Source organism: Mycobacterium sp. FW102-FHT13B02, assembly GCF_058790275.1.
Map to the genome: position 1 here is coordinate 332,335 of NZ_JBYTCM010000001.1, position 27,000 is coordinate 359,334.

General features: G+C 66.6%; 27 protein-coding genes. 20 read left to right on the forward strand and 7 right to left on the reverse strand.

Annotated features, from left to right (window positions below; translation table 11 throughout):
* Positions 1-9 precede the first annotated feature (9 nt).
* The 5 genes from AC3WTE_RS01610 (at position 10) to AC3WTE_RS01630 (ending at position 5,082) form a co-directional block, all read left to right on the forward strand.
* Entirely contained in the window at positions 10-663 is a 654-nt protein-coding gene (locus tag AC3WTE_RS01610) for a TetR/AcrR family transcriptional regulator (RefSeq protein ID WP_492435063.1), read from the forward strand.
* A 105-nt stretch (positions 664-768) separates the two neighbouring features.
* A complete protein-coding gene (locus AC3WTE_RS01615) occupies positions 769-1,812 on the forward strand; it encodes a cellulase family glycosylhydrolase (RefSeq protein ID WP_492435065.1) in 1,044 nt (347 codons plus the stop codon).
* A 37-nt stretch (positions 1,813-1,849) separates the two neighbouring features.
* Positions 1,850-2,695: a siderophore-interacting protein gene (locus AC3WTE_RS01620; protein WP_492435067.1), complete on the forward strand. Its 846-nt coding sequence runs from the start codon at positions 1,850-1,852 to the stop codon at positions 2,693-2,695.
* A gap of 73 nt (positions 2,696-2,768) precedes the next feature.
* A complete protein-coding gene (locus tag AC3WTE_RS01625) occupies positions 2,769-3,935 on the forward strand; it encodes a lactate 2-monooxygenase (RefSeq protein WP_492435069.1) in 1,167 nt (388 codons plus the stop codon).
* 250 nt (positions 3,936-4,185) lie between these two features.
* Positions 4,186-5,082 (forward strand): tyrosine recombinase XerC, encoded by an 897-nt coding sequence (locus AC3WTE_RS01630; protein ID WP_492435071.1) that lies wholly within the window; start codon positions 4,186-4,188, stop codon positions 5,080-5,082.
* Between the two features lie 137 nt (positions 5,083-5,219).
* Here AC3WTE_RS01630 and AC3WTE_RS01635 read toward each other — a convergent pair whose 3' ends face one another.
* The gene (locus AC3WTE_RS01635) at positions 5,220-5,711 is read right to left on the reverse strand and encodes a M23 family metallopeptidase (protein ID WP_492435073.1); all 492 of its coding nucleotides are present in this window, start codon (positions 5,709-5,711) and stop codon (positions 5,220-5,222) included.
* Between the two features lie 288 nt (positions 5,712-5,999).
* On the opposite strand from AC3WTE_RS01635, the gene rpsB reads away from it, so the two are divergent.
* From rpsB to fmdA, 3 genes are all read left to right on the forward strand, one after another.
* Positions 6,000-6,830: a 30S ribosomal protein S2 gene (rpsB, locus tag AC3WTE_RS01640; RefSeq protein ID WP_492435075.1), complete on the forward strand. Its 831-nt coding sequence runs from the start codon at positions 6,000-6,002 to the stop codon at positions 6,828-6,830.
* A 1-nt stretch (position 6,831) separates the two neighbouring features.
* A complete protein-coding gene (gene tsf / locus AC3WTE_RS01645; RefSeq protein ID WP_492435077.1) occupies positions 6,832-7,647 on the forward strand; it encodes a translation elongation factor Ts in 816 nt (271 codons plus the stop codon).
* A 503-nt stretch (positions 7,648-8,150) separates the two neighbouring features.
* Complete coding sequence (fmdA, locus tag AC3WTE_RS01650) at positions 8,151-9,404, forward strand: formamidase (RefSeq protein WP_459369638.1); 1,254 nt, start codon at positions 8,151-8,153, stop codon at positions 9,402-9,404.
* Positions 9,405-9,468: 64 nt separating this feature from the next.
* Here the strand turns inward: fmdA and AC3WTE_RS01655 are convergent, their stop codons facing one another.
* Entirely contained in the window at positions 9,469-9,927 is a 459-nt protein-coding gene (locus AC3WTE_RS01655; RefSeq protein ID WP_492435079.1) for a MarR family winged helix-turn-helix transcriptional regulator, read from the reverse strand.
* Positions 9,928-10,085: 158 nt separating this feature from the next.
* On the opposite strand from AC3WTE_RS01655, the gene AC3WTE_RS01660 reads away from it, so the two are divergent.
* Positions 10,086-11,180, forward strand: coding sequence for a substrate-binding domain-containing protein (locus AC3WTE_RS01660; RefSeq protein WP_492435081.1), 1,095 nt, complete (start codon positions 10,086-10,088; stop codon positions 11,178-11,180).
* 50 nt (positions 11,181-11,230) lie between these two features.
* On the opposite strand, the gene AC3WTE_RS01665 is transcribed toward AC3WTE_RS01660, so the two are convergent.
* Positions 11,231-12,964, reverse strand: a complete 1,734-nt coding sequence (locus tag AC3WTE_RS01665; RefSeq protein WP_492435083.1) for a purine-cytosine permease family protein — start codon at positions 12,962-12,964, stop codon at positions 11,231-11,233.
* A 302-nt stretch (positions 12,965-13,266) separates the two neighbouring features.
* Here AC3WTE_RS01665 and AC3WTE_RS01670 point away from each other — a divergent pair, with 302 nt between their 5' ends.
* The 4 genes from AC3WTE_RS01670 (at position 13,267) to AC3WTE_RS01685 (ending at position 17,134) form a co-directional block, all read left to right on the forward strand.
* Positions 13,267-14,685: an amidase gene (locus tag AC3WTE_RS01670; RefSeq protein WP_492435085.1), complete on the forward strand. Its 1,419-nt coding sequence runs from the start codon at positions 13,267-13,269 to the stop codon at positions 14,683-14,685.
* A gap of 236 nt (positions 14,686-14,921) precedes the next feature.
* A complete protein-coding gene (locus tag AC3WTE_RS01675; RefSeq protein ID WP_492435475.1) occupies positions 14,922-15,503 on the forward strand; it encodes a hypothetical protein in 582 nt (193 codons plus the stop codon).
* Positions 15,503-16,666 (forward strand): glutathionylspermidine synthase family protein, encoded by a 1,164-nt coding sequence (locus AC3WTE_RS01680; protein ID WP_492435087.1) that lies wholly within the window; start codon positions 15,503-15,505, stop codon positions 16,664-16,666. Before AC3WTE_RS01675 ends, AC3WTE_RS01680 begins: the two co-directional genes overlap by 1 nt.
* 18 nt (positions 16,667-16,684) lie before the next feature.
* The gene (locus tag AC3WTE_RS01685; RefSeq protein ID WP_492435089.1) at positions 16,685-17,134 is read left to right on the forward strand and encodes a DUF350 domain-containing protein; all 450 of its coding nucleotides are present in this window, start codon (positions 16,685-16,687) and stop codon (positions 17,132-17,134) included.
* Between the two features lie 4 nt (positions 17,135-17,138).
* Here the strand turns inward: AC3WTE_RS01685 and AC3WTE_RS01690 are convergent, their stop codons facing one another.
* A complete protein-coding gene (locus AC3WTE_RS01690) occupies positions 17,139-17,567 on the reverse strand; it encodes a MarR family winged helix-turn-helix transcriptional regulator (protein ID WP_492435091.1) in 429 nt (142 codons plus the stop codon).
* A gap of 45 nt (positions 17,568-17,612) precedes the next feature.
* Here AC3WTE_RS01690 and AC3WTE_RS01695 point away from each other — a divergent pair, with 45 nt between their 5' ends.
* The 4 genes from AC3WTE_RS01695 (at position 17,613) to AC3WTE_RS01710 (ending at position 20,679) form a co-directional block, all read left to right on the forward strand.
* Positions 17,613-18,302 carry a class I SAM-dependent methyltransferase gene (locus AC3WTE_RS01695; protein ID WP_492435093.1) on the forward strand — a complete coding sequence of 230 codons (690 nt, stop codon included), beginning with the start codon at positions 17,613-17,615 and terminating at the stop codon, positions 18,300-18,302.
* A 128-nt stretch (positions 18,303-18,430) separates the two neighbouring features.
* Positions 18,431-19,186 carry a UMP kinase gene (pyrH, locus tag AC3WTE_RS01700; RefSeq protein WP_492435095.1) on the forward strand — a complete coding sequence of 252 codons (756 nt, stop codon included), beginning with the start codon at positions 18,431-18,433 and terminating at the stop codon, positions 19,184-19,186.
* Positions 19,187-19,227: 41 nt separating this feature from the next.
* Positions 19,228-19,785: a ribosome recycling factor gene (gene frr, locus AC3WTE_RS01705; protein WP_492435097.1), complete on the forward strand. Its 558-nt coding sequence runs from the start codon at positions 19,228-19,230 to the stop codon at positions 19,783-19,785.
* A gap of 21 nt (positions 19,786-19,806) precedes the next feature.
* Positions 19,807-20,679, forward strand: coding sequence for a phosphatidate cytidylyltransferase (locus tag AC3WTE_RS01710; protein WP_492435476.1), 873 nt, complete (start codon positions 19,807-19,809; stop codon positions 20,677-20,679).
* Here AC3WTE_RS01710 and AC3WTE_RS01715 read toward each other — a convergent pair.
* Positions 20,570-21,535: a DMT family transporter gene (locus AC3WTE_RS01715; protein WP_492435099.1), complete on the reverse strand. Its 966-nt coding sequence runs from the start codon at positions 21,533-21,535 to the stop codon at positions 20,570-20,572. The two genes, AC3WTE_RS01710 and AC3WTE_RS01715, sit on opposite strands and share 110 nt — an antisense overlap.
* 94 nt (positions 21,536-21,629) lie before the next feature.
* On the opposite strand from AC3WTE_RS01715, the gene rlmN reads away from it, so the two are divergent.
* Positions 21,630-22,727, forward strand: a complete 1,098-nt coding sequence (gene rlmN, locus AC3WTE_RS01720; protein ID WP_492435101.1) for a dual-specificity RNA methyltransferase RlmN — start codon at positions 21,630-21,632, stop codon at positions 22,725-22,727.
* 6 nt (positions 22,728-22,733) lie between these two features.
* On the opposite strand, the gene AC3WTE_RS01725 is transcribed toward rlmN, so the two are convergent.
* Positions 22,734-23,273, reverse strand: a complete 540-nt coding sequence (locus tag AC3WTE_RS01725) for a TetR/AcrR family transcriptional regulator (protein ID WP_492435103.1) — start codon at positions 23,271-23,273, stop codon at positions 22,734-22,736.
* A 25-nt stretch (positions 23,274-23,298) separates the two neighbouring features.
* On the reverse strand, positions 23,299-24,639 hold the full coding sequence (locus tag AC3WTE_RS01730) for a wax ester/triacylglycerol synthase domain-containing protein (RefSeq protein WP_492435105.1): 1,341 nt from the start codon (positions 24,637-24,639) through the stop codon (positions 23,299-23,301).
* Between the two features lie 147 nt (positions 24,640-24,786).
* Between AC3WTE_RS01730 and AC3WTE_RS01735 the strand changes: the two genes are divergently transcribed.
* Both AC3WTE_RS01735 and AC3WTE_RS01740 read left to right on the forward strand, forming a co-directional pair.
* The gene (locus tag AC3WTE_RS01735; RefSeq protein WP_492435108.1) at positions 24,787-25,164 is read left to right on the forward strand and encodes an ArsR/SmtB family transcription factor; all 378 of its coding nucleotides are present in this window, start codon (positions 24,787-24,789) and stop codon (positions 25,162-25,164) included.
* Positions 25,161-26,798 (forward strand): SulP family inorganic anion transporter, encoded by a 1,638-nt coding sequence (locus AC3WTE_RS01740; RefSeq protein ID WP_492435110.1) that lies wholly within the window; start codon positions 25,161-25,163, stop codon positions 26,796-26,798. The genes AC3WTE_RS01735 and AC3WTE_RS01740 overlap by 4 nt, the downstream gene beginning before the upstream one ends.
* Positions 26,799-27,000 lie beyond the last annotated feature (202 nt).

Sequence of the window (27,000 nt, forward strand, 5' to 3'; positions counted from 1 at the left end):
TCTGGGGCGGTGAGCGCACTGCAGGATGAGCCGGTCAACCGCCTGGAACGGCGGAAACAGCGCACCCGGGCAGCGCTGATCCAGGCGGCGCAGGCGCTGATCGCCGAGGGCAGACTCAACGTGCCGGTTCTGGAAATCACACAGGCGGCAGACGTCGGAATGGGGTCGTTCTACAACCACTTCGACAGCAAGGAAGCGCTGTTTGAGGCGGCCGTGGCCGATGTGCTCGACAATCACGGCGCGTTGCTCGATGTACTCACCGCATCGATCGAGGACCCGGCCGAAGCCTTCGCCTGCAGCTTTCGGATGACTGGTCGCATGTTTCGGCGCCGCCCGCAGGAGAGCCAGATCCTGCTCGTCAATGGCCTCAGCCTCATGGGTTCGGACCGCGGCCTGGCTCCACGCGCATTGCGGGACATCACGGCGGCCGTCGCCGCCGGCCGATTCACCGTCGACGATCCCAAATTGGCCCTGGCCGTCGCAGCTGGGGCGCTCCTCGGGCTCGGCAAGCTGCTGCAGCAAGAGCCCGAACGCGACGACGCGGCGGCCGCGGATCGGGTCACTGAAGACGTACTAAGACTGTTCGGATTGCCCGCCGAGGAAGCGCATCAGGTCTGCCAGCGGGCACTTCCTGGTCTTGATGGTGTAGCACCGGTTGCGTGAGCCGGCCCCTCGGTGTCCGTGCGTGATTTCGGGTACCCGCGGCGGGCTGGCCAGAGGCGAACAGCAGCAATGAGATTCACAATTACCTCGGGTACGTTCGCTGTCATGACCAGCCCATTCCGCCGACTTGCGGTCGTCGTCGGGCTGGTCTGCGCGCTGGCGGCCGGCAGCTGTCTGTGGGTGCGTCCCTCGCCCGTCGCGATGCCGGTGGTGCCCGGCGGCTACGGATTCAGCGTCGGTGCGCCCCAGTCCTGGATGAGCGACTCCGACGCCGACCGCGAACTCGATGCCGTCGCCCGAACCCGGGCGGAGTGGATGCGGGTGCTGATCGATTGGCACATCGTGGAACCCGTTAAAGGTCAATATAATTGGCATTACGTCGACCACTGGGTGAGTGGCGCCAAGAAGCGGGGTCTGAAGGTGCTCGGACTGGTCGCGTACAGTCCGACCTGGGCTCGGCCACCGGGCTCGTATTTCAGTGCGCCACCGATAAATCCGGCGGACTACGCCGCGTTCGTCACGGCCGTCGTGCAGCGCTACGGCGACCGGGTCGCGGACTGGGAGATCTGGAACGAGCCGAACCTGCCGCTGTTCTTCGGATTCACCGACAACCGCGCTGCGGTCTACACCGAGCTGCTCAAGGCGGCGTACCCGGCGATCAAGGCCATCCAGCCCGACGCCACCGTCATCGCCGCCGGGCTGAGCCGCGCCACCGGCCCGGACGCGCCGGCGAAGTTCCTCGCCGACATGTATGCCAATGGGGCGCGGAAGTTCTTCGATGCCACCGCGATGCATCCGTACGTGTTCCCGGGTGGCATCGCCGAAGACGGCGACAACGGCTGGTCGGATCTAGTGCGTGTGCACGATCTGATGACGGTCAACGGTGACGGCGACAAGAAGGTATGGATGACCGAACTCGGCGCCTCAACCTGTGCGCCGCAGGCCCGCGGGGTCAGCCAGGACGAACAGGCACGGCAGATCCTGCAGGTGTTGTCGGGCGTGGCGGGAACCGGCTGGAGCGGGCCGGCGTTCATCTTCGCCGTGCGCGACACCGACACTGCCAAGCGCGATGACCTCGAATCCAACTTCGGTGCGCTGCTCACGTCGGACTGGAAGCCCAAGTACACCGCGGCGGTGCTGGCCCGGTAGCCCACCATGGCGGGCGGCCCGCTCGTATAGTCGAGGCGTGGCAGGCCGTCCGATACATACGTTCGAAGTACTGCGCACCCAGCGCCTGACCCCGCACATGATTCGTGTTGTGTTCGGCGGCAACGGGTTCGACACCTTCAGTCCCAAGGAATTCACCGATTCCTACGTCAAGTTCGTCATCGTGCCCGCGAACGTCCACGTGGCCGGCCTCGCGCAGCCGCTGACCCTGGACAGCTTCGAGGAGCTACCGGCCGACCAGCGGCCGACGGTGCGGACCTATACCGCGCGGCGCGTCGATGTGGAGCAGCGCGAACTCACCGTCGACTTCGTGGTGCACGGCGACACCGGCGTGGCCGGGCCGTGGGCGGCGTCGCTGGTTCCCGGTGACCCGGCGTATCTCATGGGGCCCAATGGGGCCTACAGGCCGAACCCTGCCGCCGACTGGCACCTGCTGGCCGGTGACGAAGCAGGGCTGCCGGCGTTGAGCACCGCGCTGGAAGCGTTGCCGCCCAATGCAATCGGCCAGGCCTTCATCGAGGTCGGGGGACCCGACGACGAGTTGGACCTGACGGCGCCCGCGGGCGTGAAGGTCCAGTGGATCCACCGCGGCGGCCGTGCCGATCTGGTGCCCGACGACCAGGCCGGCGACAACGCGCCGCTCATCGCGGCGGTCCGGGCGGCCGACTGGCTGCCCGGCCAGGTCCAGGTGTTCGTCCACGGCGAGGCCCAGACCGTCATGCACAACCTGCGTCCGTACCTGCGCAAGGAGCGCGGTGTCGGCGCCGAATGGGCGTCCATCTCCGGGTACTGGCGTCGTGGGCGCACCGAGGAGACCTTCCGGCAGTGGAAGGCCGAACTCGCCAAGACCGAAGCCGGGGCATAGGCCGAAAAGCCGGCGCGCAGGCCGACGCTAGTGTGCGATCCTCAGCCGAAGTTGCAACAGAAGGGCGGGCCCGATGGCGTTCGGTGACTACCAACTCGAGATTTATCTGCAGGGGCTGGGCGGTGTCGTCCCGACGCTGCCGATTTCGTTCGCGGAACTCGAGGAGCGCGCGCAGGCCGCGATGCCGCCGTCGATCTGGTCGTACGTCGCAGGCGGCGCCGGCGATGAGCGGACGCAGCGCGTGAATGTCAGCGCCTTCGATCGCTGGGGCCTCATGCCACGGATGCTGGTCGGGGCCACCGAGCGTGACCTGACCGTCGACCTGTTCGGCCTCAAGCTGCCGTCGCCGCTTTTCCTCGCGCCCATCGGGGTCATGGGCATCTGCTCGCGGGACGGCCACGGTGACCTGCATGCCGCACAGGCCGCGGCCCAGACCGGCGTACCGATGATGGTCTCGACGCTCACCAGCGATCCGCTGGAGGACGTCGCCGCCGAATTCGGTGACACCCCAGGCTTTTTCCAGCTGTACACCCCGAAAGACCGGGAGCTGGCGGCCAGCCTGGTCAGCCGGGCGGAAGCCGCTGGATACAAGGGCATCGTCGTCACCCTCGACACCTGGGTGCCCGGCTGGCGTCCTCGCGACTTGTCGACGGCAAACTTCCCGCAGCTGCGCGGTCACTGCCTGTCCAACTACACCAGCGACCCGGTGTTCCGGGCCAAGCTGCCGGCGCCACCCGAGCAGAACCCGCAGGGCGTGGTGATGCAATGGGTGCAGGACTTCGGGAACCCGCTGACTTGGGATGACCTGCCATGGCTGCGCTCACTGACGAAGTTGCCGCTGCTGGTCAAGGGCATCTGTCATCCCGACGACGCGCGGCGTATCCGGGATGCCGGCTTCGACGGCATCTACTGCTCCAACCATGGCGGTCGACAGGCCAACGGCGGAATTCCGGCCATCGACTGCCTGCCCGGCGTCGTCGCGGCGGTGGACGGCATGCCGGTGCTGTTCGACTCCGGCGTTCGCACCGGTGCCGACGTGGTCAAGGCGCTGGCCCTGGGCGCGACCGCCGTCGGCATCGGCCGGCCGTACGCATACGGGATGGCACTGGCCGGCACCGCCGGCGTCGTGCACGTGGTGCGGTCCCTGCTGGCCGAGGCCGACCTGACCATGGCCGTCGACGGGTACCGCTCGCTCGCCGAACTCAACCCGGACGCCCTGCGCCGCGTCGACGCGCATTGATGCGCGTGTCTGATAAGTGGATGTAGCGATTCGACTTACATCCACTTATGGCGTAAATGGATGTAAGAGGTGTGATCATCGAGACCACCGCCGGCCGTCGCAACCGCGTATGGCGATCCCCGGAAGTTCTTGCCGCACTCGATGCGTTCGCCGAACGTGCGGGCAGGCGCGTCGACGCTTGAGGTCACAGCTCGGCTACCGGCGGGTGGCGTGCCGGGCGATCGGGCGGTGGCTCTGCCAACGTAGGGGAGTGCACCCGGCAGTTCTCGACGAGTTCGATCAGTACCTCGAACTCGAATGCGGCCGTTCCGAGCACACCCGGCGCGCCTACCGGGGCGACCTGCGGTCGTTAAGTGAATTCCTCGGCGATGACGCGGCCATCGGCGACCTGGACCTGACGACGCTGCGGTCCTGGCTCGCCGAACAAGCTGCCAGGGGCGCGGCGCGCACCACGCTGTCCCGCCGGACCTCGGCGGTCAAGACCTTCACCGCATGGGCGCTGCGACGGGGGCTGCTCGAGACCGACCCGGCGGTGCGGCTGCAGACCCCGAAGGCCCGTCGCGCCCTGCCCGCCGTGCTGCGCCAGGACCAGGCCGTCGACGCGATGTCCGCAGCGAGTTCGGGTGCGGAGCAAGGGGATCCGATGGCCCTGCGGGACCGGTTGATCGTCGAGATGCTGTACGCCACCGGTATTCGCGTCAGTGAGCTGTGCGGCCTGGACATCGACGACGTCGACCAGAGCCGGCGGGTGCTGCGGGTGCTGGGTAAAGGCGACAAGCAGCGCACCGTGCCGTTCGGTGAGCCGGCCTTCAAGGCGCTGCGGGCTTGGCTGTCGGACGGCCGCCCTGCGCTGGCGGTGGCGACGTCCGGGCCTGCGCTGCTCCTCGGCGCGCGCGGACGACGTCTCGATCCCCGGCAGGCGCGGACCGTCGTGCACCAGACCATCTCCGCCGTCGACGGTGCTCCCGACATCGGGCCGCACGGGCTGCGGCACAGCGCGGCGACTCACCTGCTGGAGGGCGGCGCCGATCTGCGGGTGGTGCAGGAACTGCTGGGACATTCGTCGCTCGCGACCACGCAGCTCTACACGCACGTCACCGTTGCCAGGCTGCGTGCCGTCCACGACCAGGCCCATCCCCGCGCCTGACTCACTTCCGCCGAGCGTGCGTGTTTGCGCGCGACATGCCGTGTCCTGCGTGCGATTGCGTCACGCTCGAGGCCCGCGAGCGTGCACATACTGCTCGCTTCGGGCGGCGTGGCGCGCGCAAACACGCACGCTCGCGGTCAGGGGGCGGGGTTGAGGGGCTTGAGGCGAATCGGGGTGGCGGCGAGCAGGCCGAGGGGATCGACGTAGTCGGCATTGGACGACGCACCCCACATCGCGCCCCAATGCAGGCAGTTGCCGCACCCGGGGTGCCCGGCCACCAGGGTGCCGAGGGCACTATCGGCGGAGACGGCGGCACCCGGCCGCACCGCCGCACGGACCGGCTCATAGCTGGTCCGCAGCCCGCCCGGATGCGCCACCGATACCACCGGCCGGCCTGCGAGCTCCCCGGCGAACACCACGGTGCCCGGGGCCGCGGCGTACACGGTCTGGCCGGCGGAACCCGCGAGGTCGACGCCGCGATGGCCGCGCTGCCAGTTGGGCTGCGGCGCGTCGAAAGTCCTCACGACGGCGGGGCGCGGCCGCAGTGGCCAATCCAGCCGGTCATCGGCAGCGTGCGCCACGCCGGTCGAGCTGACGGTGATGAGCACTACGAGCAGACCGATCCGCATCACCCCAGTTCAGCGCTCCGTCAGCGGCTTGGGAACCCCGCGAACCCCGATCTGTGGATAACCGGCGCGCTGTGGACAAAAGCACACCTCGGGAGCGTGTAAACTTCCACCTGCAATCCGCATTCGTGGGTTGACTTCGCGCGCCTGCACAGCGGCTCGATCTCGGGTCGCCATCGCATGCCGGGCGGTCCCATCTCGGACAACCGAGTTGGGTCCGGCACGCAGCAGACGCCAGGGTCCGGTATCACCCGATATCGGACGACAACCGAAAACAAGTGAGGCACAACCATGGCCGTAGTGACCATGCGGCAGCTGCTGGATAGCGGCGCGCACTTCGGGCACCAGACCCGTCGCTGGAACCCCAAGATGAAGCGGTTCATCTTCACCGACCGCAACGGCATCTACATCATCGACCTGCAGCAGACGCTGACGTACATCGACAAGGCGTACGAGTTCGTCAAGGAGACCGTTGCCCACGGCGGCACCGTGCTCTTCGTCGGTACCAAGAAGCAGGCCCAGGAGTCCATCGCTGCCGAGGCCACCCGCGTCGGCATGCCTTACGTGAACCAGCGCTGGCTGGGCGGCATGCTCACCAACTTCTCGACCGTCCACAAGCGCCTGCAGCGCCTGAAGGAACTCGAGTCGATGGAGCAGACCGGTGGCTTCGAGGGTCGCACCAAGAAGGAAATCCTCATGCTGACGCGTGAGAAGAACAAGCTCGAGCGCAGCCTCGGCGGTATCCGCGACATGCAGAAGGTGCCTTCGGCAATCTGGGTCGTCGACACCAACAAGGAGCACCTGGCCGTTTCCGAGGCCATCAAGCTGGGCATCCCGGTCCTCGCGATCCTGGACACCAACTGCGACCCCGACCAGGTCAACTACCCGATCCCGGGCAACGACGACGCCATCCGCAGCGCTGCGCTGCTGACCAAGGTGATCGCCTCCGCGGTTGCCGAGGGTCTGCAGGCCCGCTCGGGTGCCAAGACCGAGGCCGAAGGCGCCGAGCCGCTCGCCGAGTGGGAGCAGGAACTGCTCGCCGGCGCCACGGCAGGAACCGAGGCTGTGACGTCTCCGGCGGATTCTCCGGAAGCCGCCACCGAAACCACCACAGAAAGCTGAGATGGCTAACTACACCGCTGCTGACGTAAAGCGACTGCGGGAGCTCACCGGCTCCGGCATGCTCGACTGCAAGAACGCACTGGTTGAGACCGAGGGTGACTTCGACAAGGCCGTCGAGGTCCTGCGCATCAAGGGTGCTAAGGATGTCGGCAAGCGCGCTGAGCGCGCCACCGCCGAGGGCCTGGTCGCCGCCAAGGACGGCGCCCTGATCGAGCTGAACTCCGAGACCGACTTCGTCGCCAAGAACGCCGAATTCCAGGCTCTCGCGGACCAGATCCTCACCGCTGCTGTCGCGGCCAAGGCCAACGACGTGGAGGCCCTCAAGGCCGCCACGGTCGACGGCACCACCGTCGAGCAGTTGGTTGCGGACCTGTCCGCGAAGATCGGCGAGAAGCTCGAACTGCGCCGGGTCGCCTACTTCGACGGCACCGTCGAGACCTACCTGCACAAGCGCGCCGCGGACCTGCCGCCGGCCGTGGGTGTGCTGGTCGAGTACAACGGTGCTTCGGAAGAGGCCGCTCACGCGGTCGCGCTGCAGATCGCCGCGCTGAAGGCCAAGTACCTCACCCGTGAGGACGTGCCCGCCGACCTGGTCGCCAACGAGCGTCGCATCGCCGAGGAGACCGCCAAGGAAGAGGGCAAGCCCGAGGCCGCACTCCCGAAGATCGTCGAAGGCCGCGTCACCGGCTTCTACAAGGACGTCGTGCTGCTCGACCAGCCGTCGGTGTCCGACAACAAGAAGTCCGTCAAGGCCCTGTTGGACGAGGCCGGCGTCACCGTGACCCGCTTCGTGCGGTTCGAGGTCGGCCAGCAGTAAGAACTTGGGCGCCATACCTGGCGCCCATCGACAAAACCCCGCGCACAATCCCGGCGATCCCGGAGTGCGCGGGGTTTTGCTTTTCTCCGGCTAGGGCCGGGGGAGCCTGCGGTGCAACGGATTTGCGGTCACCTGCGCGCGACGGCGGCTCGCAGGCAGGCTGCGGACGACGTCCGGGCGGTCTGCCGTGGCGCGGGTGGCGTCCTGCACCCGCATGCCCGGCGTGTTGCCGGCACCTAAGGCAGGCGCCCCGATTCTGCGTTTGGCCGGGCCGCTGCAGCCCGGGCACGGTGTGTCGTCGGGCGCGGTCGCCATCGAATGCTGTTCGGTGAAATCCGGGCAACCCCGTCCACACCGGAATAGATAGGTAGGCACAACGACACCATAAGCCCTCTCTGGCAACGTCATCCGGATGTAACTTGCCCGATCCGCAGACGAGACACCTTCACTATTGAATACTTCCATTCGGAAGCAAGTGTTTGTGTGTCGCTATGGAGGTCAATGTGCCCGAATTGCTGTTCCCCTTGGATTCGACGAAGAAGTTCACCGACCAACAACTGGTCGGCCACAACCGATGGCACCCGGATATCCCGCCGGCCGTCACCGTCAAGCCGGGGGACAGCTTCCGGGCACACTGCCGGGAGTGGTTCGACGGCGCCATCCACAACGACGACTCGGCGGAGGACATTCTCAATGCCCCGCTCAAGGGCGTGCACTGCCTGTCCGGGCCGTTCGCGATCGAGGGCGCCGAACCGGGTGACCTGCTGATCGTCGACATCCTCGACGTCGGCCCGATCCCGCAGGAAGATTCGGGGCCGCTGGCGGGCCAAGGTTGGGGATACACCGGCATCTTCGCCAAGCAGAACGGCGGCGGGTTCCTCACCGATCAGTTCCCCGACGCCTACAAGGCGATATGGGATTTCTCCGGCCAACAGGCCACCTCACGGCACGTGCCAAGGGTGAAATACACGGGCATTGTGCATCCCGGCCTGATGGGCACCGCGCCATCAGCGGCGTTGCTGGCCAAGTGGAATGCGCGCGAGGGCGCCTTGATCGCCACCGATCCTGACCGCGTGCCGCCGCTGGCGTTGCCGCCTGAACCGCAGGACGCGATCCTCGGCTCGCTGAGCGGTGACGCCTTCGTCAAGGCAGCGGCCGAGGCCGCCCGGACCGCACCACCCCGCGAGAACGGCGGAAACCAGGACATCAAAAACCTCACCAAGGGCAGCCGGGTGTTCTATCCGGTGTTCGTTCCCGGTGCGAATTTGTCGTTCGGTGATCTGCACTTCTCGCAGGGCGACGGGGAGATCACGTTCTGCGGGGCGATCGAGATGGGCGGCTTCCTGGACCTGCACGTGGATCTGATCAAGGGTGGCATGGACACCTACGGTGTGCATGAGAACGCGATCTTCATGCCGGGTAACACAGACCCGCAGTACTCGGAATGGCTGGCGTTCTCCGGCACCTCGGTGACACTCGATGGCGAACAGAAGTACCTCGACTCGGATCTGGCTTACCAGCGCGCATGTCTGCATGCCATCGACTACCTCACGAAATTCGGGTACAGCCCGGAGCAGGCCTATCTGCTGCTCGGGTCCGCGCCGATCGAGGGGCGGCTCTCCGGAGTGGTGGACATCCCGAATTCGTGTGCGACGGTATATATCCCCACGGCGATCTTCGATTTCCCGGTGGCGCCGTCCGCGTCCGGGCCGTACCAGATCGATCCGGGAATGGGCGCGCCACACGCCAGTTTCTGATCCCGCAGCCGACAGGCAGTCCCTCGAGTTGGTTGGGGGACTGGCTGTTTGGCGGGTGTTGCGGTCAGCCGCGGAGATCCGCCGGGGAGCCCGGCCGCTGCAGCGTGCTCAGCAATTCGGTCAGTGCTTCCGGCTGCAGAGACGTTGACATGCACAGCTCGGCCAGCTGTTCGGACTTGCCCAGGCGCTCGCGGATCTGGCGGTACAGCGCAGCGCCGCGCCGGGTCTGGTAGACGAGCACCCGTCGGCGATCGACCACATCCGCCTTGCGCAGTACCAGGTTGTCGTCGACCATTCCGTCGACGAGCCGGGTCAGGCTCGGACCGGGCAACAAGGTCACCTCGGCCAGCGCCGTCATCGGTTTTCCGACGCCGCCTTCGAGCGCGGCCAGCACATGCCATTGGCGCACCGTCAAACCGGCCAGATGGTCGGTCACCACGCGGTCGAGTTCGAAGGCGACCAACTTCACCAATCGAGCGAGTTCCTCGATGGTGTCGGCACGGGCGCCCGGCTTCATGTCCATGGTGGCGCCAAGCCTACCGCGACGGGAGCTGTCATCTTGCCGTGAAACAGCGGTGATCGGCAGGTATGTTCAAAATGAATTCTCGTCACCCGGGCAACGGACGTCGTAGTCGTCGTGATTGGTGTGGCGGAGCCGGGCCGGTCTCCCAAAGTGAGGTGATGGTGGATCCGAATCCTGCGACGGTCCCCGCGCGCGCCGACCGGGATGTGGTGGACATCGCCCTCGTGGTGCCGTTGAGCGGCCCGGCCGGCATGTTCGGACCTTCGTGCGAGGCCAGCGCCGAGCTGGCTGCCGAGGACATCAACGCAGCCGGTGGCATCCTGGACCGGCCGGTTCGGATTCATGCGGTCGACGCCGGGGCGCCGTTGCGCGATCTGGCGGACCAGCTGGGCCGCCTGGTGTCCGAGCAGCGGATCGACGCGGTGGTGGGGTGGCACCTGTCGAACGCGCGACGCGTCATCACCCCGCAGACGGCCGGCCGGGTGCCCTACGTGTACACCACGTTCTATGAAGGCGGAGAGAGCGCCGACGGCGTGTACATGGTGGGGGAAACGCCTCAGCAACAACTCTTTCCGGCGCTGTCGTGGCTGCGTGAAAACCTCGGGCTCAGGCGTTGGTGCATCGTCGGCAATGACTACATCTGGCCGCGGCAGACCGCCCAGGTGACCAAGGAGTACATGTGGCGATCCGGAGTCGAGTTCGTCGGTGAGGCATTTGTTCCGCTGGGCGGACGGGATTTCGGGTCCATGCTCGATGTCATCGGTAGCTCGGACGTCGACGGCGTGCTGGTGTTGATGGTGGGTGCGGACAACGCCGCATTCAACCGGGCCTTCGCCCGGGCCGGTCTGGACCAGAGTGTCGTGCGGCTGTCGTTGATGATCGGTGAGGATGTGTTGTCCGCCAGCGGAAGTGGGGCGACCACCGGCTTGTACACCGCGTGCGGCTATTTCGAGAGCCTGCCCACTGAGGTGAACATGGGATTCGGCTCGCACTACGTGCAACGGTTCGGCAGTGCGGCCCCTGCGCTCAACAACATCGGTGAATCCTGTTACGAGGGGCTGTTGTTGCTCACGGCATTGTCGCAGACGGCGGGCAGCCTGGAGGTGGCCGCGATCGACCGGGCGCGCGCCAATGTCGCATACCAGGGGCCACGCGGCGAGGTCGTCATGCATGGTGCTCATACTCGTCAACCCGTGTACCTCGCCAGTGCCGACCAACTCGAATTCAACGTGATCGCCGAGCTGACACCCTGAGCGACTGCCATGGCCCCGTCCGGCGATCCGGGCGGGGCCATGGCGGTCCGTCAGCTCGATTGCGGCGTGGCCGCGGTTTTCAGTAGATCGGTGGTCATCGAGTCGGTGTATCCGTCTTTCTTGCACATGTCATGGCAGTCCTTGGTCAGCGTGCAAGTCAGTGAGGAAACAGTGCCGTGATGAAAAGGACAGTCGTGCACCATATCCGGCAGCTCGTACCGCTTCTGGTCGACGACGTCCAGCAGCGTCTGTCCGGCCCACAGCGGCTCCTTCTCGATCTCCTCACGGAGCGGATTACGCCGCGCCAGATAGTACTTTCCCTTGGTTGCGATGCAGATCACCGGCGACAGCACGAACGCCAATGTCAGCGCGAGATAGGGCGACCAGGCCGCCAGAAAATCACCGAAGGCGTGGTAGAAGGCCAAGATCGAGAACACCGAGCCCACCAGCATCGAGACGAATCCGACCGGATTGATGTTGTAGAGGTAGGCACGCTTGAACTCGACGTACGACGGGCTGAGCTTGAGCAGCGGCTTGTTGATCACCAGGTCGGCGACGATCGCACCGACCCAGGCGATTGCGACATTGGAGTAGAAACCCAGGATCGTGTTGAGCACGGCGAACATGTTGCTGAGCATCAGTGCCAACGCGATGGCGATGTGCAGACCGAGGTACACCACGCGGCCGGGGTGCACATGCAGTATCCGGCTGAAGAAATTCGACCAGGACAACGATCCCGAGTATGCGTTTGTCACGTTGATCTTCACCTGCGACAGCAGCACCATCAGAGTCGCCAGGGCCAGCGCGGCGACGTCGTTGTGGATGACGGAACCGAAGCCGCCCAGGAACTGCTCGATGGGTTCTGTGGCCGCCGAGAAACCGACCTTTCCCGCGACGTAGAACGCCAGGAAGGCGCCGCAAATCTGCTTGGCCGCACCGAGGATGACCCACCCCGGTCCGGCGGCGAGCACCGCACCCCACCACCGCAACGGCGGTGTTTCCGACTTCTCGGGCATGAAACGCAAGTAGTCGACCTGTTCACCGATCTGGGCGATGAGCGACAACGCGACGCCGGCCCCGGCGCCCACTCCGATGGCGGTCACCCGCTCGGTACCGCCGTCACCCGCCCAGCTCAGAAATCCGTGGAAGCCGGCGGGATCCGCAGTCGCGATGAAGGCGATCGGAGCCACGAACAGGATCAGCCACAACGGCTGCGTCCAGACCTGGAACTTGGCCAGGGCAGTCATGCCGTAGAGCACCAGCGGGATGATGATCAGTGAGCCGATGATGTAGCCGAGCGCCAGCGGGATACCGAACGCCAGCTTCATCGCCTGCGCCATGATCGAGCCTTCGAGCGCAAAGAAGATGAAGCAGAAGCTGGCGTAGATCAGACTGGTCAGGGTCGATCCGAAGTATCCGAAACCCGCTCCGCGCGTGAGCAGATCCATGTCGATGTTGTACTTGGCGGCGTAATAGGCGATCGGGATGCCGGTGAGGAAGATGGTGACCGCGGCGACCAGGATCGCGACGACGGCGCTGGCCGCGCCGTGGGTGACGGCGATCGAGGCGCCGATCGAGTAGTCGGCGAGGTATGCGATGCCGCCCAAGGCGGCCACGGCGCACGCCATGGGCGACCATTTGCGAAAAGACTTGGGCGCGTAGCGAAGTGAGAAGTCCTCGATGGTTTCCTGGCTGGCCCAGGTGACGAAGCGGGACCACGGGCCGCCGCGTGCCCCGGCCATCGGGTTGCCCTGAACTTCGTCTAGGGATTGCTCGGTTGTCATGAAGCATTTCCTGTCGAATCCGTCGTAATCGCCAGTGATGCAACGCATCAGGCGATCAGGTCTGGTGCGGGCGCCGATGACCGGACCGGTCCCCGACTTGCAGCAGCCGGGTCGGGAAAAGCTAACACCAAATACTTCCAGATGGCACTAGTTCAAATGGAACGTTACGGCCGGGAAACTACGTGTTTACACGGCACGGGGCAATGGCGGATAAGCCAGTGTCCGGACTCACAACGTGAAATCTCGAAGTAAGCCGCGAGCGGACCCTGGGCAACCGTGGTACCGCTTGGTACCGTGGCGCCATGACGCGCATCAGCACATTCGGTGACGACGCCCTCGGCAACCTCGACGCGGTCGGTGTTGCCGATGCGATCCGCGGCGGTGCGGTGTCGGCGGCCGAGGTCGTACAGGCGGCCATCGCCCGTACCGAGAAGGCGCAGCCGGAACTGAACGGCATGGCGTATGAAGCCTTCGAGCAGGCGGTCGAAAGGACAAGCGCGCGAAGCAGATTCGGTAGGCCTTTCGGAGGCTTCTTCGACGGCGTGCCGACGTTCATCAAGGACAACGTCGCAGTCGGTGGTTGGCCGACGATGCAGGGCACCGACGCCTGGTCGCCCCGGCCGATGCCCGCCGACGGGGAGTGGGCGCGCCTGTACCTGTCGACGGGGCTGGTGGCGCTCGGCAAGACGCAGATGTCCGAGTTCGGGTTCAGCGCGTCGGCTGAACATCCCCGCCTCGGCCCCGTGCGCAACCCGTGGGACACCACGGTGACCGCGGGTGCGTCGTCGTCCGGGTCGGGCGCGTTCGTCGCGGCCGGCGTGGTGCCCATCGCGCACGCCAACGATGGCGGCGGGTCCATCCGAATCCCGGCTTCCTGCAATGGATTGGTCGGTCTCAAGCCCACCCGTGGGCGGCTGCCGCTGGACCGCGAAACCCGGATGCCGCTGCAGATCGTCGCCAACGGCGTTCTCACCCGCAGCGTCCGGGACACCGCGGCGTTCTACCGGGAGGCCGAGCGCGTCTACCGCAACCCCAAACTGCCGGCCATCGGCGATGTCACTGCGCCGGGACGGCACCGGCTGCGCATCGCGGTGTGCACCAGCTCGATCGGACGTGACGCCAGCCCCGAGGTCCGAGAGCTGACCATGAGGACCGCCGCCCGGCTGGAAGAGCTCGGCCACCGCGTCACCGAGATCGGCAATCCGGCTCCGGAACGATTTCGGGACGACTTCGTGCTGTACTGGGCCTTCCTGGCCTTTGCCCTGGTCCGCGGTGGAAAACACACGTTCGGCCCAACCTTCGACCGCGCCAAGCTGGACAACCTGACCCTCGGTCTGGAGCGCAAGGCCGCCCGCAACCTGCACCGGGTGCCGGGCGCCATCGCCCGCCTGGCCGCATCGCGGCGCATCCCGGCGCGCTTGGCCCGGGACTACGACGTGGTGCTCACCCCGACCCTCAGCGAGGTCACGCCACCCATCGGGCATCTGGACCCGACGGCGGACTACGACCAGGTGATGTCGCGGCTGATCGATTGGGTCGGCTTCACCCCACTACAGAACGCCAGTGGAGCACCGGCCGTCTCGCTGCCGCTGGCCCAGTCCGCATCGGGCCTGCCGGTCGGCATGATGTTCGGGGCCGCGGCAGGCCAGGAGGCCACGCTGCTGGCGCTGGCCTTCGAGCTGGAGCAGGCGATCGGCTGGCCGTCGCTCGCGGCACGTTGACGCCGCGCTGAGGGCGCCGGTTACCGCGCCGATTTTTGCGGCGCCGAAGCAGAGTCAACGGCAACTTTGCGAAGCAGCCACCCTTATGCTGTCTCACAGGTTGCGTCCAATTGGGGGTGTGCATGACTGTCGGGCCCGATAACGGGGCGCAGGGACAGCCGTGGCGAGCGTCGGCTGACGGTAAGGGGCCTGACCCGGCGCCGGGTTCCGAGCCGAGCTTCACGCCGGAACCCGAGCTGAATCCCGATCTGGAGTTTCAGCCGAGTCCGGCGCCGGAAGCCCCCCATGGCTCTGTTCGCTGGCAGGACCCGGCCACGGCCAAACCGCGCGAGCCGAGCGTCGCCGAGGCGCGCGCCAGAGATAAGGCGCAGCGAGCCCGTGAGGCTGCGGAGAAGATCGAGGCGCTGAAGCAGGAGAAGGCCCGCAAGCGCGCGGCCACCGGCAAGAAGGTACTGATCGGTTCGGCGGTCGGCGTCGGCGTGGTGGCGGTCGTCGCGGCCGGCTACGCGATCTTCCACGATGACGATCAGACGAGTGCCAGCTGCGTCAAGGACGGCACCAACGAGGTGGTCCCGGACAGCTACTGCGACAGTGGGCGCAGTTCGGGCGGCAGCACGTTCTTCTATGCCGGATCGTCGTACCGCTATTACTACGGTGGTTCCAACGGCGGTATCGGCAGCATCGCGCATGGTGGCACCCTGACTCTGCCGAAAGGCACCACGGCCACAACGAAATCCGGCACGTCCATTTCCAAGGGCGGCTCGTCGGTTTCCCGCGGCGGCTTTGGCTCGTCGAGCCACGGAAGCTCGGGTAGCTGATGCGGCGCGAACGCAGCACCCCGAGGCCGGGGTGGCAGCAGATCATCGCCAAGCAGGGCATGTGTTTCGACACGCCCGCCACCGATGCGCGCGGCAATGCCCGCCCGTATTGGGACGAGTCGGTGCACTACGTCTTCGACATGGACGAGGTGCTCTCGATCGAGGCGTCGGTCGAGGTGCTGCATTCCATGTGCCTGGAGGCGGTCGAGCAGGTGGTGCTGACGGAGCGCTACCGCGACTTCGGGCTCCCGGAATGGAGCTGGCCACACATCGAAAAGTCTTGGCGGCGCAGCGATCCGCACCTGTACGGCCGCTTCGACCTGCGCTACGACGGCCGCCGGCCGCCGGTGCTGCTGGAGTACAACGCCGACACTCCGACGTCGCTGCTGGAGGCGTCGATCCTGCAGTGGTACTGGAAGACCGACGTCTTCCCGAACGACGACCAGTGGAACTCGCTGCACGAGAAGCTGGTGGAACGGTGGAAGGAAATCCGGGATCGATTGCCCGGCAACGAAACCCATTTCACCTGGTCGTCCGCCGACACCAGCGGTGAGGACAACGTGACGCTGGCCTACCTGCAGGAGTGCGCCGCCGAGGCCGGGCTGCACACCGTGGGCCTGGCCATCGAGCAGCTGGGCTGGGACCGGGACCTCAAGCGCTTCGTCGACCTGGAAGAGGCGCCGATCTCGACGCTGTTCAAGCTCTACCCGTGGGAATGGGTGCTCGACGACGAATTCGGCCGCTACGCAGTCGAATCCCTGCCGGAAACCATGTGGGTCGAGCCGCTGTGGAAGTCGTTGCTGAGCAACAAGGCCATTCTGGCGGTGCTGTGGGAGATGTATCCGGGGCACCCGAACCTGCTGCCGGCATATGTCGACGACCCACACGAGCTCACCGAATACGTCCGCAAGCCCAAGCTCGGCCGCGAGGGGGCGAACGTGACGATCGTCGGTGCCGGGTTCGAGACGCAGACCGGCGGCGTGTACGGCGAAGAGGGCTACGTGTACCAGTTACTCGATCCGCTACCGCAGTTCGACGACATGCGGCCCGCGTTGGGCGCCTGGATCGTCGGCGACGAATCGGCCGGACTCGGTATCCGGGAGACCTCGGGCCTGGTTACCGACAACGGCGCAGCCTTTGTGCCCCACCGCATCCCGCAGTGACCGGAAGGAACTAACGTCATGACCCTCACCGCTCTGGGTACCGATTACTGGTCGATCGTCGGGCACGGCGCCACGGCCATCGCGATGTACGCCATCGTCGGTGTCGCGCTGATGATCCTCGGCTTCTTCGTGATCGACTGGACCACACCCGGACCGCTGCGCCAACTGGTGCGCACGGGACACCCGAATGCCGCCGCGGTGGCGGCCTCGGGCGTGGTGTCGATGGCCTTCATCGTGGTGCTGGCGATCTACAGCTCATCTGGCGACCTGACGGGCGGGCTCATCAAGACGGTGGCGTTCGGCTTGGTTGGCATTGCGGCGCAGGCGCTGTCGGTGCGGCTGATCGGCTTCGTCAAGGGCCTCGACATCGGCGACATGCTCGCGGAGCAGAAGTTCACCCCGGTCGTGCTCGACGTCGCGGCGTCGTACCTGGCGGTCGGCTTGATCGTCGCCGCGGCGATCCTCTGACTCCCTAGTCGGGCGGCAGCAGGGTGACCAGCGTACGGCGGAACTCGCGGCGCTGACCCTCGGTGAGGCCGGCCAACAGGGCGTCGTCCGCGGCGCGGATGCCGGCGACGGTCTTGCCCAGCAGGGTGCGCCCGGCCCGGGTCAGTTCGGTGGGTCGCGATCTTCCGGCTGCGACGGTCGACGGTCGCGTGATGAGTTCGCGCTCCTGAAGCGCGCGCACCACGATGTTCATGGCCTGCGGTGAGACCCCGATGAAGCGGGCCATCTCGGCATTGGACATGCCGGGCTGGTTGTCGACGATGCGTAGGCACACGAACTGTGGGAAGGTCAGGCCCAGTGGTTCGAGTACGTCGGCTGTGATGTTGCTGCGCAGCGCGGTGGCGATGCGGTTCAGCAGGTAGCCCAGGGGAGCGTCCTCAACGTCGTCGAACATGTCAACTATATTGACATGTATCAACGCCGTTGATAAACCGGAGGTATGACCGGATCAACTGATGAAATGTTCGAAGCCGCGTACCGCGGTGAGGCCCCCGAGATGGGAGCCCGCCCGCCGTGGAGCATCGGAGTGCCGCAGCCCGAGATCGCTGCGCTGATCGACGCCGGCAAGGTGCACGGCGATGTGCTCGATGCCGGATGCGGCGAAGCCGCCACCGCCATCTACCTGGCCGAGCGTGGCTTCACCACGGTGGGCCTGGACCAGTCACCGACCGCCATCGAACTGGCCCGCTCCGAAGCCGCCAAACGCGGGGCGCACAGCGCGAGCTTCGAAGTGGCCGACATCAGTGACTTCACCGGATACGACGGGCGCTTCGGCACCATCATCGACAGCACCCTTTTTCACTCCATGCCGGTCGAACTCCGCGACGGCTACCAGCGGTCGATCGTGCGGGCCGCCGCTCCCGGCGCCACCTACATCGTTCTCGTCTTCGACCGCGGCGGTATGCCCGCCGGCCCGGCGAACCCGGTGACCGAAGAGGAGCTGCGCGAGGTGGTCGGCAAGTACTGGGTGATCGACGACATCTCACCGGCCCGCATCCACGGCAACATGCCCGAGGGTTTCGGCGGGTCCGGGTCACCCGGTGCCGGTTTCGCCGACGTCGACGTCAGGGACGAGCCGAGCGGCCTCAAGTCGGTTCGCGCTTGGCTGTTGCAGGCGCACCTGGGGTAGCCGGCCGGGTAGCCGGGTCTATCCATCGGGTTCCACCCTCCTTGCCTCCGGCCCGATCGTCATGAGGCAGGATGGAGCCGCTGCCGATCGCCGGGGCAGCTGTGACGTGTGGGGACCGAAGGAGTCTGATGGCCAGCCCAGACAACGAGGCAGACAACGGTGGCCAGAGTGTGATCCGGCCGGGCTATACACGAGTACTGCTCAAGCTCGGTGGCGAGATGTTCGGCGGCGGTGCGGTGGGCCTGGACCCCGACGTCGTGGCTCTTGTCGCCCGACAGATCGCCGAGGTGGTGCGCGGCGGTGTGCAGGTCGCCGTGGTCATCGGCGGCGGCAACTTCTTCCGCGGCGCGCAGCTGCAGCAGCGCGGCATGGAGCGGACGCGCAGTGACTACATGGGCATGCTCGGCACCGTGATGAACAGCCTTGCGCTGCAGGACTTCCTGGAGAAGGAAGGCATCGACACCCGCGTGCAGACCGCCATCACCATGGGACAGGTCGCCGAGCCCTATATCCCGTTGCGGGCGCGCCGGCACCTGGAGAAGGGGCGCGTCGTCATCTTCGGCGCCGGTATGGGGCTGCCCTACTTCTCCACCGACACCACCGCCGCGCAGCGCGCGCTGGAGATCGGTGCCGAGGTGGTCCTGATGGCCAAGGCCGTCGACGGTGTCTTCACCGCAGACCCGCGTGAGGTTCCCGACGCCCAGATGATCGCCACCATCACCCATCGTGAGGTGTTGGAACGCGACCTGAAGGTCGCCGATGCCACCGCGTTCAGCCTGTGCATGGACAATGGCATGCCGATGCTGGTCTTCAATCTGCTGACTGAAGGCAATATCGCACGCGCGGTCGCGGGTGAGAAGATCGGAACGCTGGTCGCCAGCTAGAGCTGGGTGGCCGGGCGAGCGGGAGCGACGGGAGATAACAAGTGATCGAGGAAACCCTCTTCGATGCCGAAGAGAAGATGGACAAGGCCGTCTCGGTGGCGCGTGACGACCTGGCGTCGATCCGCACCGGCCGGGCCAACCCGGGCATGTTCAACCGGATCAACATCGAGTACTACGGCTCGATGACGCCCATCACCCAGCTGGCGAGCATCAACGTCCCCGAGGCGCGCTTGGTGGTCATCAAGCCCTACGAGGCCAATCAGCTCAAGGCCATCGAGGACTCCATCCGGAACTCGGACCTCGGCGTCAACCCGAGCAACGACGGCAGCGTCATCCGCATCTCCATCCCGCAGCTGACCGAGGAACGCCGCCGGGAACTGGTCAAGCAGGCCAAGGGTAAGGGCGAGGACGCCAAGGTGTCGGTGCGCAACATCCGTCGTAAGGCGATGGACGAGCTGTCCCGGATCAAGAAGGACGGCGAGGCCGGCGAGGACGAGGTCGCGCGCGCCGAAAAGGATCTGGACAAGACCACCGCCACCTACACCGCTCAGATCGACGACCTCGTGAAGCACAAGGAAGGCGAGCTGCTGGAGGTCTAGCACCTCCCAGCCGTGACTTTCGTGACCACCGATACCGCTCCGACCGGGGAGCCCAAGAAGACATCGCGCGCCGGCCGCAACCTGCCCGCGGCCATCTCCGTGGGCGTCGTCCTCGGCGGCACCGTCATCGCGACGTTGTTGTGGGCCCCGCAGCTGTGGGTGGCGCTGGTGGCCCTGGCCGTCGCGTTGGCCACCCACGAAGTGGTGCGGCGGCTGCGTGAAGGCGGCTACGCCGTCCCGGTGATTCCGCTGTTGATCGGTGGCCAGGCGATGATCTGGCTGACCTGGCCGTACCGGGAAGCCGGTGCGCTCGGCGCGTTCGGCGCCACGGTGGCGTTGTGCATGATCTGGCGGCTGCTGTCGGGAGGTCTGAAAGCCGCGCCGGTCAACTACACGCGTGACGTTTCGGTGACGATCTTCCTGGCCGCCTGGGTGCCGCTGTTCGGCGCTTTCACGGCGCTCCTGATCCACCCCAACCAGGGCGGCTACCACGAGGGCGCCATGCAGGTGTTCTGCATGATGCTGGGCGTCGTGGCCTCGGATATCGGCGGTTACACGGCCGGCGTGCTGTTCGGTAAACACCCGATGGTGCCGGCGATCAGCCCGAAGAAGTCCTGGGAGGGCTTCAGCGGGTCGCTGTTGTTCAGCATCATCGTCTCGGTGCTGTCGGTGCATTTCCTGGCCGGCAGGCCGCTGTGGGTCGGCGTGCCGCTCGGCATCATGCTCGTCATCACCGGCACCCTGGGTGACCTGGTGGAGTCGCAGGTCAAGCGGGACCTCGCGATCAAGGACATGGGCACTCTGCTGCCTGGTCACGGCGGTCTGATGGACCGGATCGACTCGATTCTGCCGTCTGCCGTGGCGGCGTGGCTGGTGCTGGAGTTGCTGGCCTGACGGTCCGCGCAACAGCTCGCGAGTTGAGCCAACAGGCCAGCGCGCCGAGCGCGAGGCCGACCACCACACCCAGGTCGGGCCGCTGGCCCAGCAGCAGCCACGACAACACACCCGCAATCGCGGGGATCACGGCGAACAGCATGGCCACCGCGGCGGCGCCGTAGCGATCGATGGCCCGCACGTACAGCGTCATGCACAGGGTGGCGTTGAGCAGCACCACGGCGCCGACCGCCAAGACGGCGGTGTGCGGGTTGGTAACGGTCCACGGCATGACGGCGGCCAGGATCGCCACCGGAATCAACGACGCCGCGTTCTGCAGCGCCGCGGTGGCGCGGAAATCCACTCCGCGGCAGAACCGCTGCTGGTAGACGCCGCCCGAGGCCAGCGCCAGCAGCGAGACGGCCAGCAGCACGATCACCGCGTCGACCCCGCCGACCATGAGTAGTCGCTGGGCACACGCCGCGAGCACCGCCAGCGCGCCCAGAACCAGAGCGGCGACGCGCATGGCCGTCAGTCGTTCGCCCAGGAACACGGCCGCGAGCAGAGCGGTGGCGACGGGGTTCATCGAGATGACCACGGCGCCCAACACGGCCGGGGCGCCGTGCATCAGCGCCAGATACAAGCAGATGAACTGCACGGCCTGGGTGAGCAGACCACTGATGACGACGTGCACCAGCCGGGTGCCAGTGGGCCATTTCACACGCGCGGCCAGCGCCCATGTGGTCAGGATGGCGGCCGCCAGACCGAACCGGAACACCAGTGTTGCCATGGGCGCCAGGGCCGAAACGGCAAGGGCGCCAATGGGATAACCCAACGCGTAGATGAAGGCCAGGAGTGACGCGGGGCGGGGTGGCATGGCGCCATGGTGACCGGTTACGGCGGCCCCGTCCAACGATTTTCGGCTGTGATTTCTCTTGCGGGGTCCGGTCGATGCGATACTGGAGCCCGTTATGGCCGTTTCCCTTCCTCTGGTTTTCGATGCGCCGCGGCGCGGCATGCCGCCGCGCCATCTGGCCGACCTCGATGCCGACGGCCGCGTCTCGGCCGTCGCCGAGCTGGGACTGCCGAAATTCCGCGCCAAGCAGCTGGCCAACCAGTACTACGGCCGCCTCATCGCCGACCCGCAGGAGATGACGGACCTGCCCGCCGCGGTGCGGACGCAGGTGGCCGACGCGCTGTTCCCCGAACTGATCACCCCGGCCCGTCAAGTGCAGTGCGATGCGGGGGAGACCCGCAAGACGCTGTGGCGTGCCGTGGACGGCACGACGTTCGAGTCGGTGTTGATGCGCTATCCGCAGCGCAACACCGTCTGCATCTCGTCGCAGGCCGGTTGCGGCATGGCCTGCCCGTTCTGCGCCACCGGCCAGGGCGGTCTGAAGCGGAACCTCTCGACGGCCGAGATCCTGGAGCAAGTGCGGGCGGCGTCGGCCGCGATGCGCAATGAGCATGACGGCCGGCTGTCCAACATCGTCTTCATGGGTATGGGGGAGCCGCTGGCCAACTACAACCGCGTGGTGGCGGCCGTTCGAAGAATTACTGCATCACCTCCTGACGGTTTCGGGATCAGCGCCCGGTCGGTGACGGTCTCGACCGTCGGCCTGGCCCCGGCGATCCGCAAGCTCGCCGACGAGAAGCTGGGCGTCACGCTCGCCTTGTCGCTGCACACCCCGGACGACGAACTGCGCGACACCCTGGTGCCGGTGAACAACCGGTGGAAAGTCTCCGAAGTCCTTGACGCCACGCGGTATTACGCCGACGTGACCGGTCGGCGGGTGTCGGTGGAGTACGCGCTGATCCGCGATGTCAACGATCAGCCTTGGCGGGCCGACCTTTTGGGCAAGAAGCTGCACAGAGCGCTCGGTCCGCTGGTGCATGTGAACCTGATTCCGTTGAACCCCACCCCGGGCAGTGAGTGGGACGCGAGCCCGAAACCTGTCGAGCGCGAATTTGTGCGCCGGGTGCAGGCGGCCGGCGTGTCGTGCACGGTGCGTGATACCCGCGGGCGTGAAATCGCCGCTGCCTGTGGGCAATTGGCGGCCGAGGGCTGAGACCGGTCAGCGCAGGCCGACGGCGTGGCGCAGCTGCGCCAGCAACTGCTCGGTGTCGTCGCTCGGGACGAGGTAGTGCGACACCGCGATCCGGATGGCGGTCGCGGCCTTCAATTCGGCGTTCGGCCCCGAGAGCAGCTTCTGCAACCGGCTTCGCATGATCGGGACGACGTTGGGCAGCTGCGCCAACACGGCCTCCGGCTCGATGTCGATGACTCGCACCCCGGAGTAGGTCTTCTGATATTGCACGATGAATCGCAGTGCGGCATCGAGCTTTTCGTTGCCCCGCAGCCCTTCGGTGGCGGCGGTCATGCCGTCGACGAACAAGTCGCGCTCGTACCGCCCGAACGACTCGAGCAGCGCATCTTTGGAAGCGAACCAGCGGTACAGCGTGGGGCGCGAGACGCCGGCCTGCATGGCGACCTCGGACAGGCTGAGCTTGGTTTGTCCCTGACGGGCAAGCACTTCCGCCGTCGCCACCAGGATGCGGCTGGGGGTCGAGGCATCCTCGACGGAGCCGTTCTGGGCGCTCGCGGTACTGTCCACGAAACCGATGGTACTACTCGGTAACTTAGTCGACGGTTCCGGTGAGGCCGAGCTCGTCCAGCGCCTTTCGAGTGGAATCTGCCAGTGCCGCTTTGGTGTTCGACTCGCCCGGCTCCCATGCGGTGACCGTCACGATGATCGACGTCGGTGTCTGGCACAACACCAGGAACAGGTGGCCGTTCAGGCGCTCGAGGTCCACCGGCGTCAGTCCCGGCTCGACCAGGCGGGCGTGGAAGTTGTCGGCCTCGGTGCCGTCGGGCCGGTTGAACGCGGCGGGGAACAGGCCGAGGTTCGAGCAGCCGATGGGCTTGCCGACCTTGAGCACCATCTTCTCCAGGCGTCGCACCGCGAACTTCGGCACCAGGGGAGTGAGCGGAAGTGGCGTGAGCATCATTCGGGTCCACTCGTCGACACCGGCCAGTTCGCGCTTGATGTCGCCCCGCAACTCGCCCAGGTCGGTGCTGACCTTCTCCGGGTCGGCCATCACGGTGATGGTGCTGAGCGCGTTGCCCCGGGTGTCACCTTCGGTCCGGATGTTCACCGGGAACGAGAGCATGGCCTTTCCGTCCTCGCCCAACCGTCCCACGACCTGACCGATCTGTGCGGCCAGGGCGGCGAACATGACGTTGCTGGTGCCGCCAAGGGCTTTGGCGCGCTGGTGCCACTCGTCGATCTCGACATGGACCGTGACGAACGGCGGCGACACCGGCGTGGTGATCCCGCTGGAGACGGGTGCTTTCACCGATTTGGCCGACGCGGCCAGGTCGCCCTTCTGGTCACGGGCGATCTTCACGGCCCCGACCACCGCCTTGAACCAACTGGGTACCGAACGCACCGTCTGGCGGAGGTCTTCGCGCAGCGCCTGGCGCCGGGGCCGGGCGCCGGGTGCCGGGTAGCCGAGGTCGCGTGGTTCGCCATTGACCGCTTCGGTGACGGCTTCGGCGATGGCCAGGCCGTCACCGACGGTGTGCGACACCACGAGCGACACGGCGGCACCGCCGCCTTCGAGCGGCTGCACCCCGAGGTGCCAGGGCGGGCCGTGTTCCGGGTCGACCGGTTGGTATGCGCGTTCGTTGATCCAGTCGTCCAGCTCGGCGACAGGCCGCGTCTCGGTGGCGATGTCGAGATCGATCGGTCCGGTCGAGCGGACCCACCGGTGCCGTCCGAACGGCAATGGCGACCGTTCGATCCGGCGGCCCAGCAGTCCGCCGGATCCCAAGTTGCGGTGTAGGCGGCGCAATCCATCGAGGTCGACCGGACGTTCGTAGATCCAGGTGTACTGGATGAGCGGACCGCGGCCCAGTGCCCGTAAGCCAGTAAAAGAGGCTTGATCGCCCAGATCGATCGTGTTGTCGGCGACGGTCATGTCGCGAATGTTACCCAGCCCACAATTTTCTGCTGCGCGAGCCTGTGGGTTGTCTGGGCGCCCGCCGATCACGTGAATCGGTTCGATGGGTCTGACGCGCTATGATGGATTGCGAATTTCATCAATCCATCAATTAGAGGTGTGGTAATGGTCGACAGCGTGCTCGATGGCCCCGAACGGCCGCTGCACGAGATCAAGGCGAATCTGTTCAAGTCGCTGGCGCATCCGGCTCGCATCAGGATGCTGGAGATTTTGTCGACCTCCGACGGCCCGACTCCGGTGAGTGACATCCTCGCGGCCAGTGACATCGAACCGACGCTGCTCTCGCAGCATCTGGCCGTGCTCAAACGCCATCACGTCGTCACCAGGTATCGGACCGGCAACGCGGTGCACTACACGCTGGCGCATCCGAAGATCGCCGAACTGCTGCTCATCGCGCGCACCTTCCTCGCCGATACCCTTGCCGCCCAACGCGATCAGCTCGATGCTGTCGACTCGCTGCCGCCGATCGGAACCAACCGATGATCAATATCGCCGCCGACCGGATCGCTCGCTTGCTGCCATCCCGCAAGGACTATGCGGGCCTGCGCCGCTCGTGGCGGCGTGATGTCCTGGCCGGGGTGACGGTCGGGGTGGTGGCGTTGCCGTTGGCGCTGGCGTTCGGCATCAGTTCGGGTGTCGGTGCGGCGGCTGGGCTGGTCACCGCGGTCGTTGCGGGATTGGTGGCCGCGGTATTCGGCGGCTCGCACGTACAGGTGTCGGGGCCGACCGGGGCCATGACGGTGGTACTCGCGCCGATCGTGGCCCAATACGGACTGGGCAGCGTCGCCGTGGTCACCATCTTGGCCGGGGTGATCGTCGTGGTGGCTGGTGTCACCGGCGTCGGGCGTGCGGTGACGTTCATCCCGTGGCCCGTGATCGAGGGTTTCACCCTGGGTATTGCCGTCATCATCTTTCTGCAGCAGGTCCCGGCCGCGTTCGGGCAGTCGGTGCCTGCCGGACGGTCGCCGCTGGCTGCCGCAGGCGTGGTTGTCTCGCACATCGAGATGGGCGTGGCGCGGCCGGCGCTCCTCGTCACCGCACTGGTGGCGGCGCTGATGATCGGGCTGCCCCGGCTGCATCGCGCTGTGCCCGCGTCGTTGGTGGCCGTCGTGGTGGCGACCGTGGTGGTGGCGGGTACCGGATTGAGCGCGATGCGGATCGGGGCGCTGCCGTCGCGGTTGCCCGCACCCGTGTGGCCACACGCCGATCTGGCGGTGCTGCACTCCCTGGTCGGCGCGGCACTGGCGATCGCGGCGCTGGCCGCCATCGAGTCGCTGCTGTCAGCGCGGGTGGCGGCGACGATGTCCTCGACCGGCCCCTACGACCCCAACCGGGAACTGGTGGGGCAGGGCCTGGCTTCGGTGGCCTCTGGAGTGTTCGGCGGCATGCCGGCAACTGGAGCCATCGCCCGCACCGCGGTCAATGTGCGCTCGGGTGCGCGGACTCGCGTCGCGGCGATCGTGCACTCGGTGGTGCTCCTCGCCGTGGTGTATCTGATCAGCCGACTGGTCGGGACGATCCCGCTGGCGGCGCTCTCGGCGGTGTTGATGGTGACGGCGTGCCGGATGATCGCACCGCAGACTGTCATGCGGATTCTTCGGTCCACACGTTCGGACGCGGTGACTTTCCTGCTGACCGTGACCGTCACCGTCTGTTTCGATCTGATTCAGGCCGTCGAGATCGGCATTGCGGCGACGGCGCTGTTCGCGTTGCGCGCGCTGGCCCAACGCAGCAGCGTCACGCGCGAGGACCTGCCGGGGCCGTACCTGACCGGCGACGAGCGCATCGCGTTGCTGCGGCTCGACGGCGCCATGTTCTTCGGTGCGGCCGAACGGATTTCAACCGCCATCACCGATGGCAACCATCCCGACACGTCGGTCGTCATCATTCGGCTGTCTCAGCTCGGCATGCTCGACGCCACCGGCGCACACACCCTCACCCAGATCGTCGAAGACCTTGAGGCCCAGGGAATCACGGTGATCATCAAGGGCGTCCGGCCCGAGCATCGCGAACTCCTTGCGGGGGTCGGCATCATCGACTCCCTGCGCCATGAGAACCATCTCATCGACACCCTGGACGACGCCATCGCCCATGCCCGCAGCCACGCCGTCACGTAACGCCCATCTAGGCAAAGCAAGCCCGATATGAGCCTGACCGACCACGCGCACCTCAGCGATGGCCTCACCGTCGACGCCACTGCCATCCACCGCATCACCGGTGAACCTGTCAAATGCCCGGCTGACCTTCACCTGTCAGTCACAGAGTCGCTGAGTACGGACCTGTTCGCGCGCGCTGTATCGCCATCCGCGCCGTACATAA

Excerpts from the sequence above, each read along its gene's own strand:
- AC3WTE_RS01655 (WP_492435079.1), bottom strand. The coding sequence starts at position 9,927 with ATGGACATGAAGCCGGGCGCCCGTGCCGACACCATCGAGGAACTCGCT.
- AC3WTE_RS01685 (WP_492435089.1), top strand. The coding sequence starts at position 16,685 with ATGACCCTCACCGCTCTGGGTACCGATTACTGGTCGATCGTCGGGCAC.
- AC3WTE_RS01735 (WP_492435108.1), top strand. The coding sequence starts at position 24,787 with ATGGTCGACAGCGTGCTCGATGGCCCCGAACGGCCGCTGCACGAGATC.
- AC3WTE_RS01730 (WP_492435105.1), bottom strand. The coding sequence starts at position 24,639 with ATGACCGTCGCCGACAACACGATCGATCTGGGCGATCAAGCCTCTTTT.
- pyrH (WP_492435095.1), top strand. The coding sequence starts at position 18,431 with ATGGCCAGCCCAGACAACGAGGCAGACAACGGTGGCCAGAGTGTGATC.
- AC3WTE_RS01660 (WP_492435081.1), top strand. The coding sequence starts at position 10,086 with ATGGTGGATCCGAATCCTGCGACGGTCCCCGCGCGCGCCGACCGGGAT.
- AC3WTE_RS01680 (WP_492435087.1), top strand. The coding sequence starts at position 15,503 with ATGCGGCGCGAACGCAGCACCCCGAGGCCGGGGTGGCAGCAGATCATC.
- tsf (WP_492435077.1), top strand. The coding sequence starts at position 6,832 with ATGGCTAACTACACCGCTGCTGACGTAAAGCGACTGCGGGAGCTCACC.
- rpsB (WP_492435075.1), top strand. The coding sequence starts at position 6,000 with ATGGCCGTAGTGACCATGCGGCAGCTGCTGGATAGCGGCGCGCACTTC.
- AC3WTE_RS01670 (WP_492435085.1), top strand. The coding sequence starts at position 13,267 with ATGACGCGCATCAGCACATTCGGTGACGACGCCCTCGGCAACCTCGAC.
- AC3WTE_RS01625 (WP_492435069.1), top strand. The coding sequence starts at position 2,769 with ATGGCGTTCGGTGACTACCAACTCGAGATTTATCTGCAGGGGCTGGGC.
- rlmN (WP_492435101.1), top strand. The coding sequence starts at position 21,630 with ATGGCCGTTTCCCTTCCTCTGGTTTTCGATGCGCCGCGGCGCGGCATG.
- AC3WTE_RS01690 (WP_492435091.1), bottom strand. The coding sequence starts at position 17,567 with ATGTTCGACGACGTTGAGGACGCTCCCCTGGGCTACCTGCTGAACCGC.
- AC3WTE_RS01635 (WP_492435073.1), bottom strand. The coding sequence starts at position 5,711 with ATGCGGATCGGTCTGCTCGTAGTGCTCATCACCGTCAGCTCGACCGGC.
- AC3WTE_RS01715 (WP_492435099.1), bottom strand. The coding sequence starts at position 21,535 with ATGCCACCCCGCCCCGCGTCACTCCTGGCCTTCATCTACGCGTTGGGT.
- AC3WTE_RS01665 (WP_492435083.1), bottom strand. The coding sequence starts at position 12,964 with ATGACAACCGAGCAATCCCTAGACGAAGTTCAGGGCAACCCGATGGCC.
- AC3WTE_RS01740 (WP_492435110.1), top strand. The coding sequence starts at position 25,161 with ATGATCAATATCGCCGCCGACCGGATCGCTCGCTTGCTGCCATCCCGC.
- AC3WTE_RS01615 (WP_492435065.1), top strand. The coding sequence starts at position 769 with ATGACCAGCCCATTCCGCCGACTTGCGGTCGTCGTCGGGCTGGTCTGC.
- AC3WTE_RS01695 (WP_492435093.1), top strand. The coding sequence starts at position 17,613 with ATGACCGGATCAACTGATGAAATGTTCGAAGCCGCGTACCGCGGTGAG.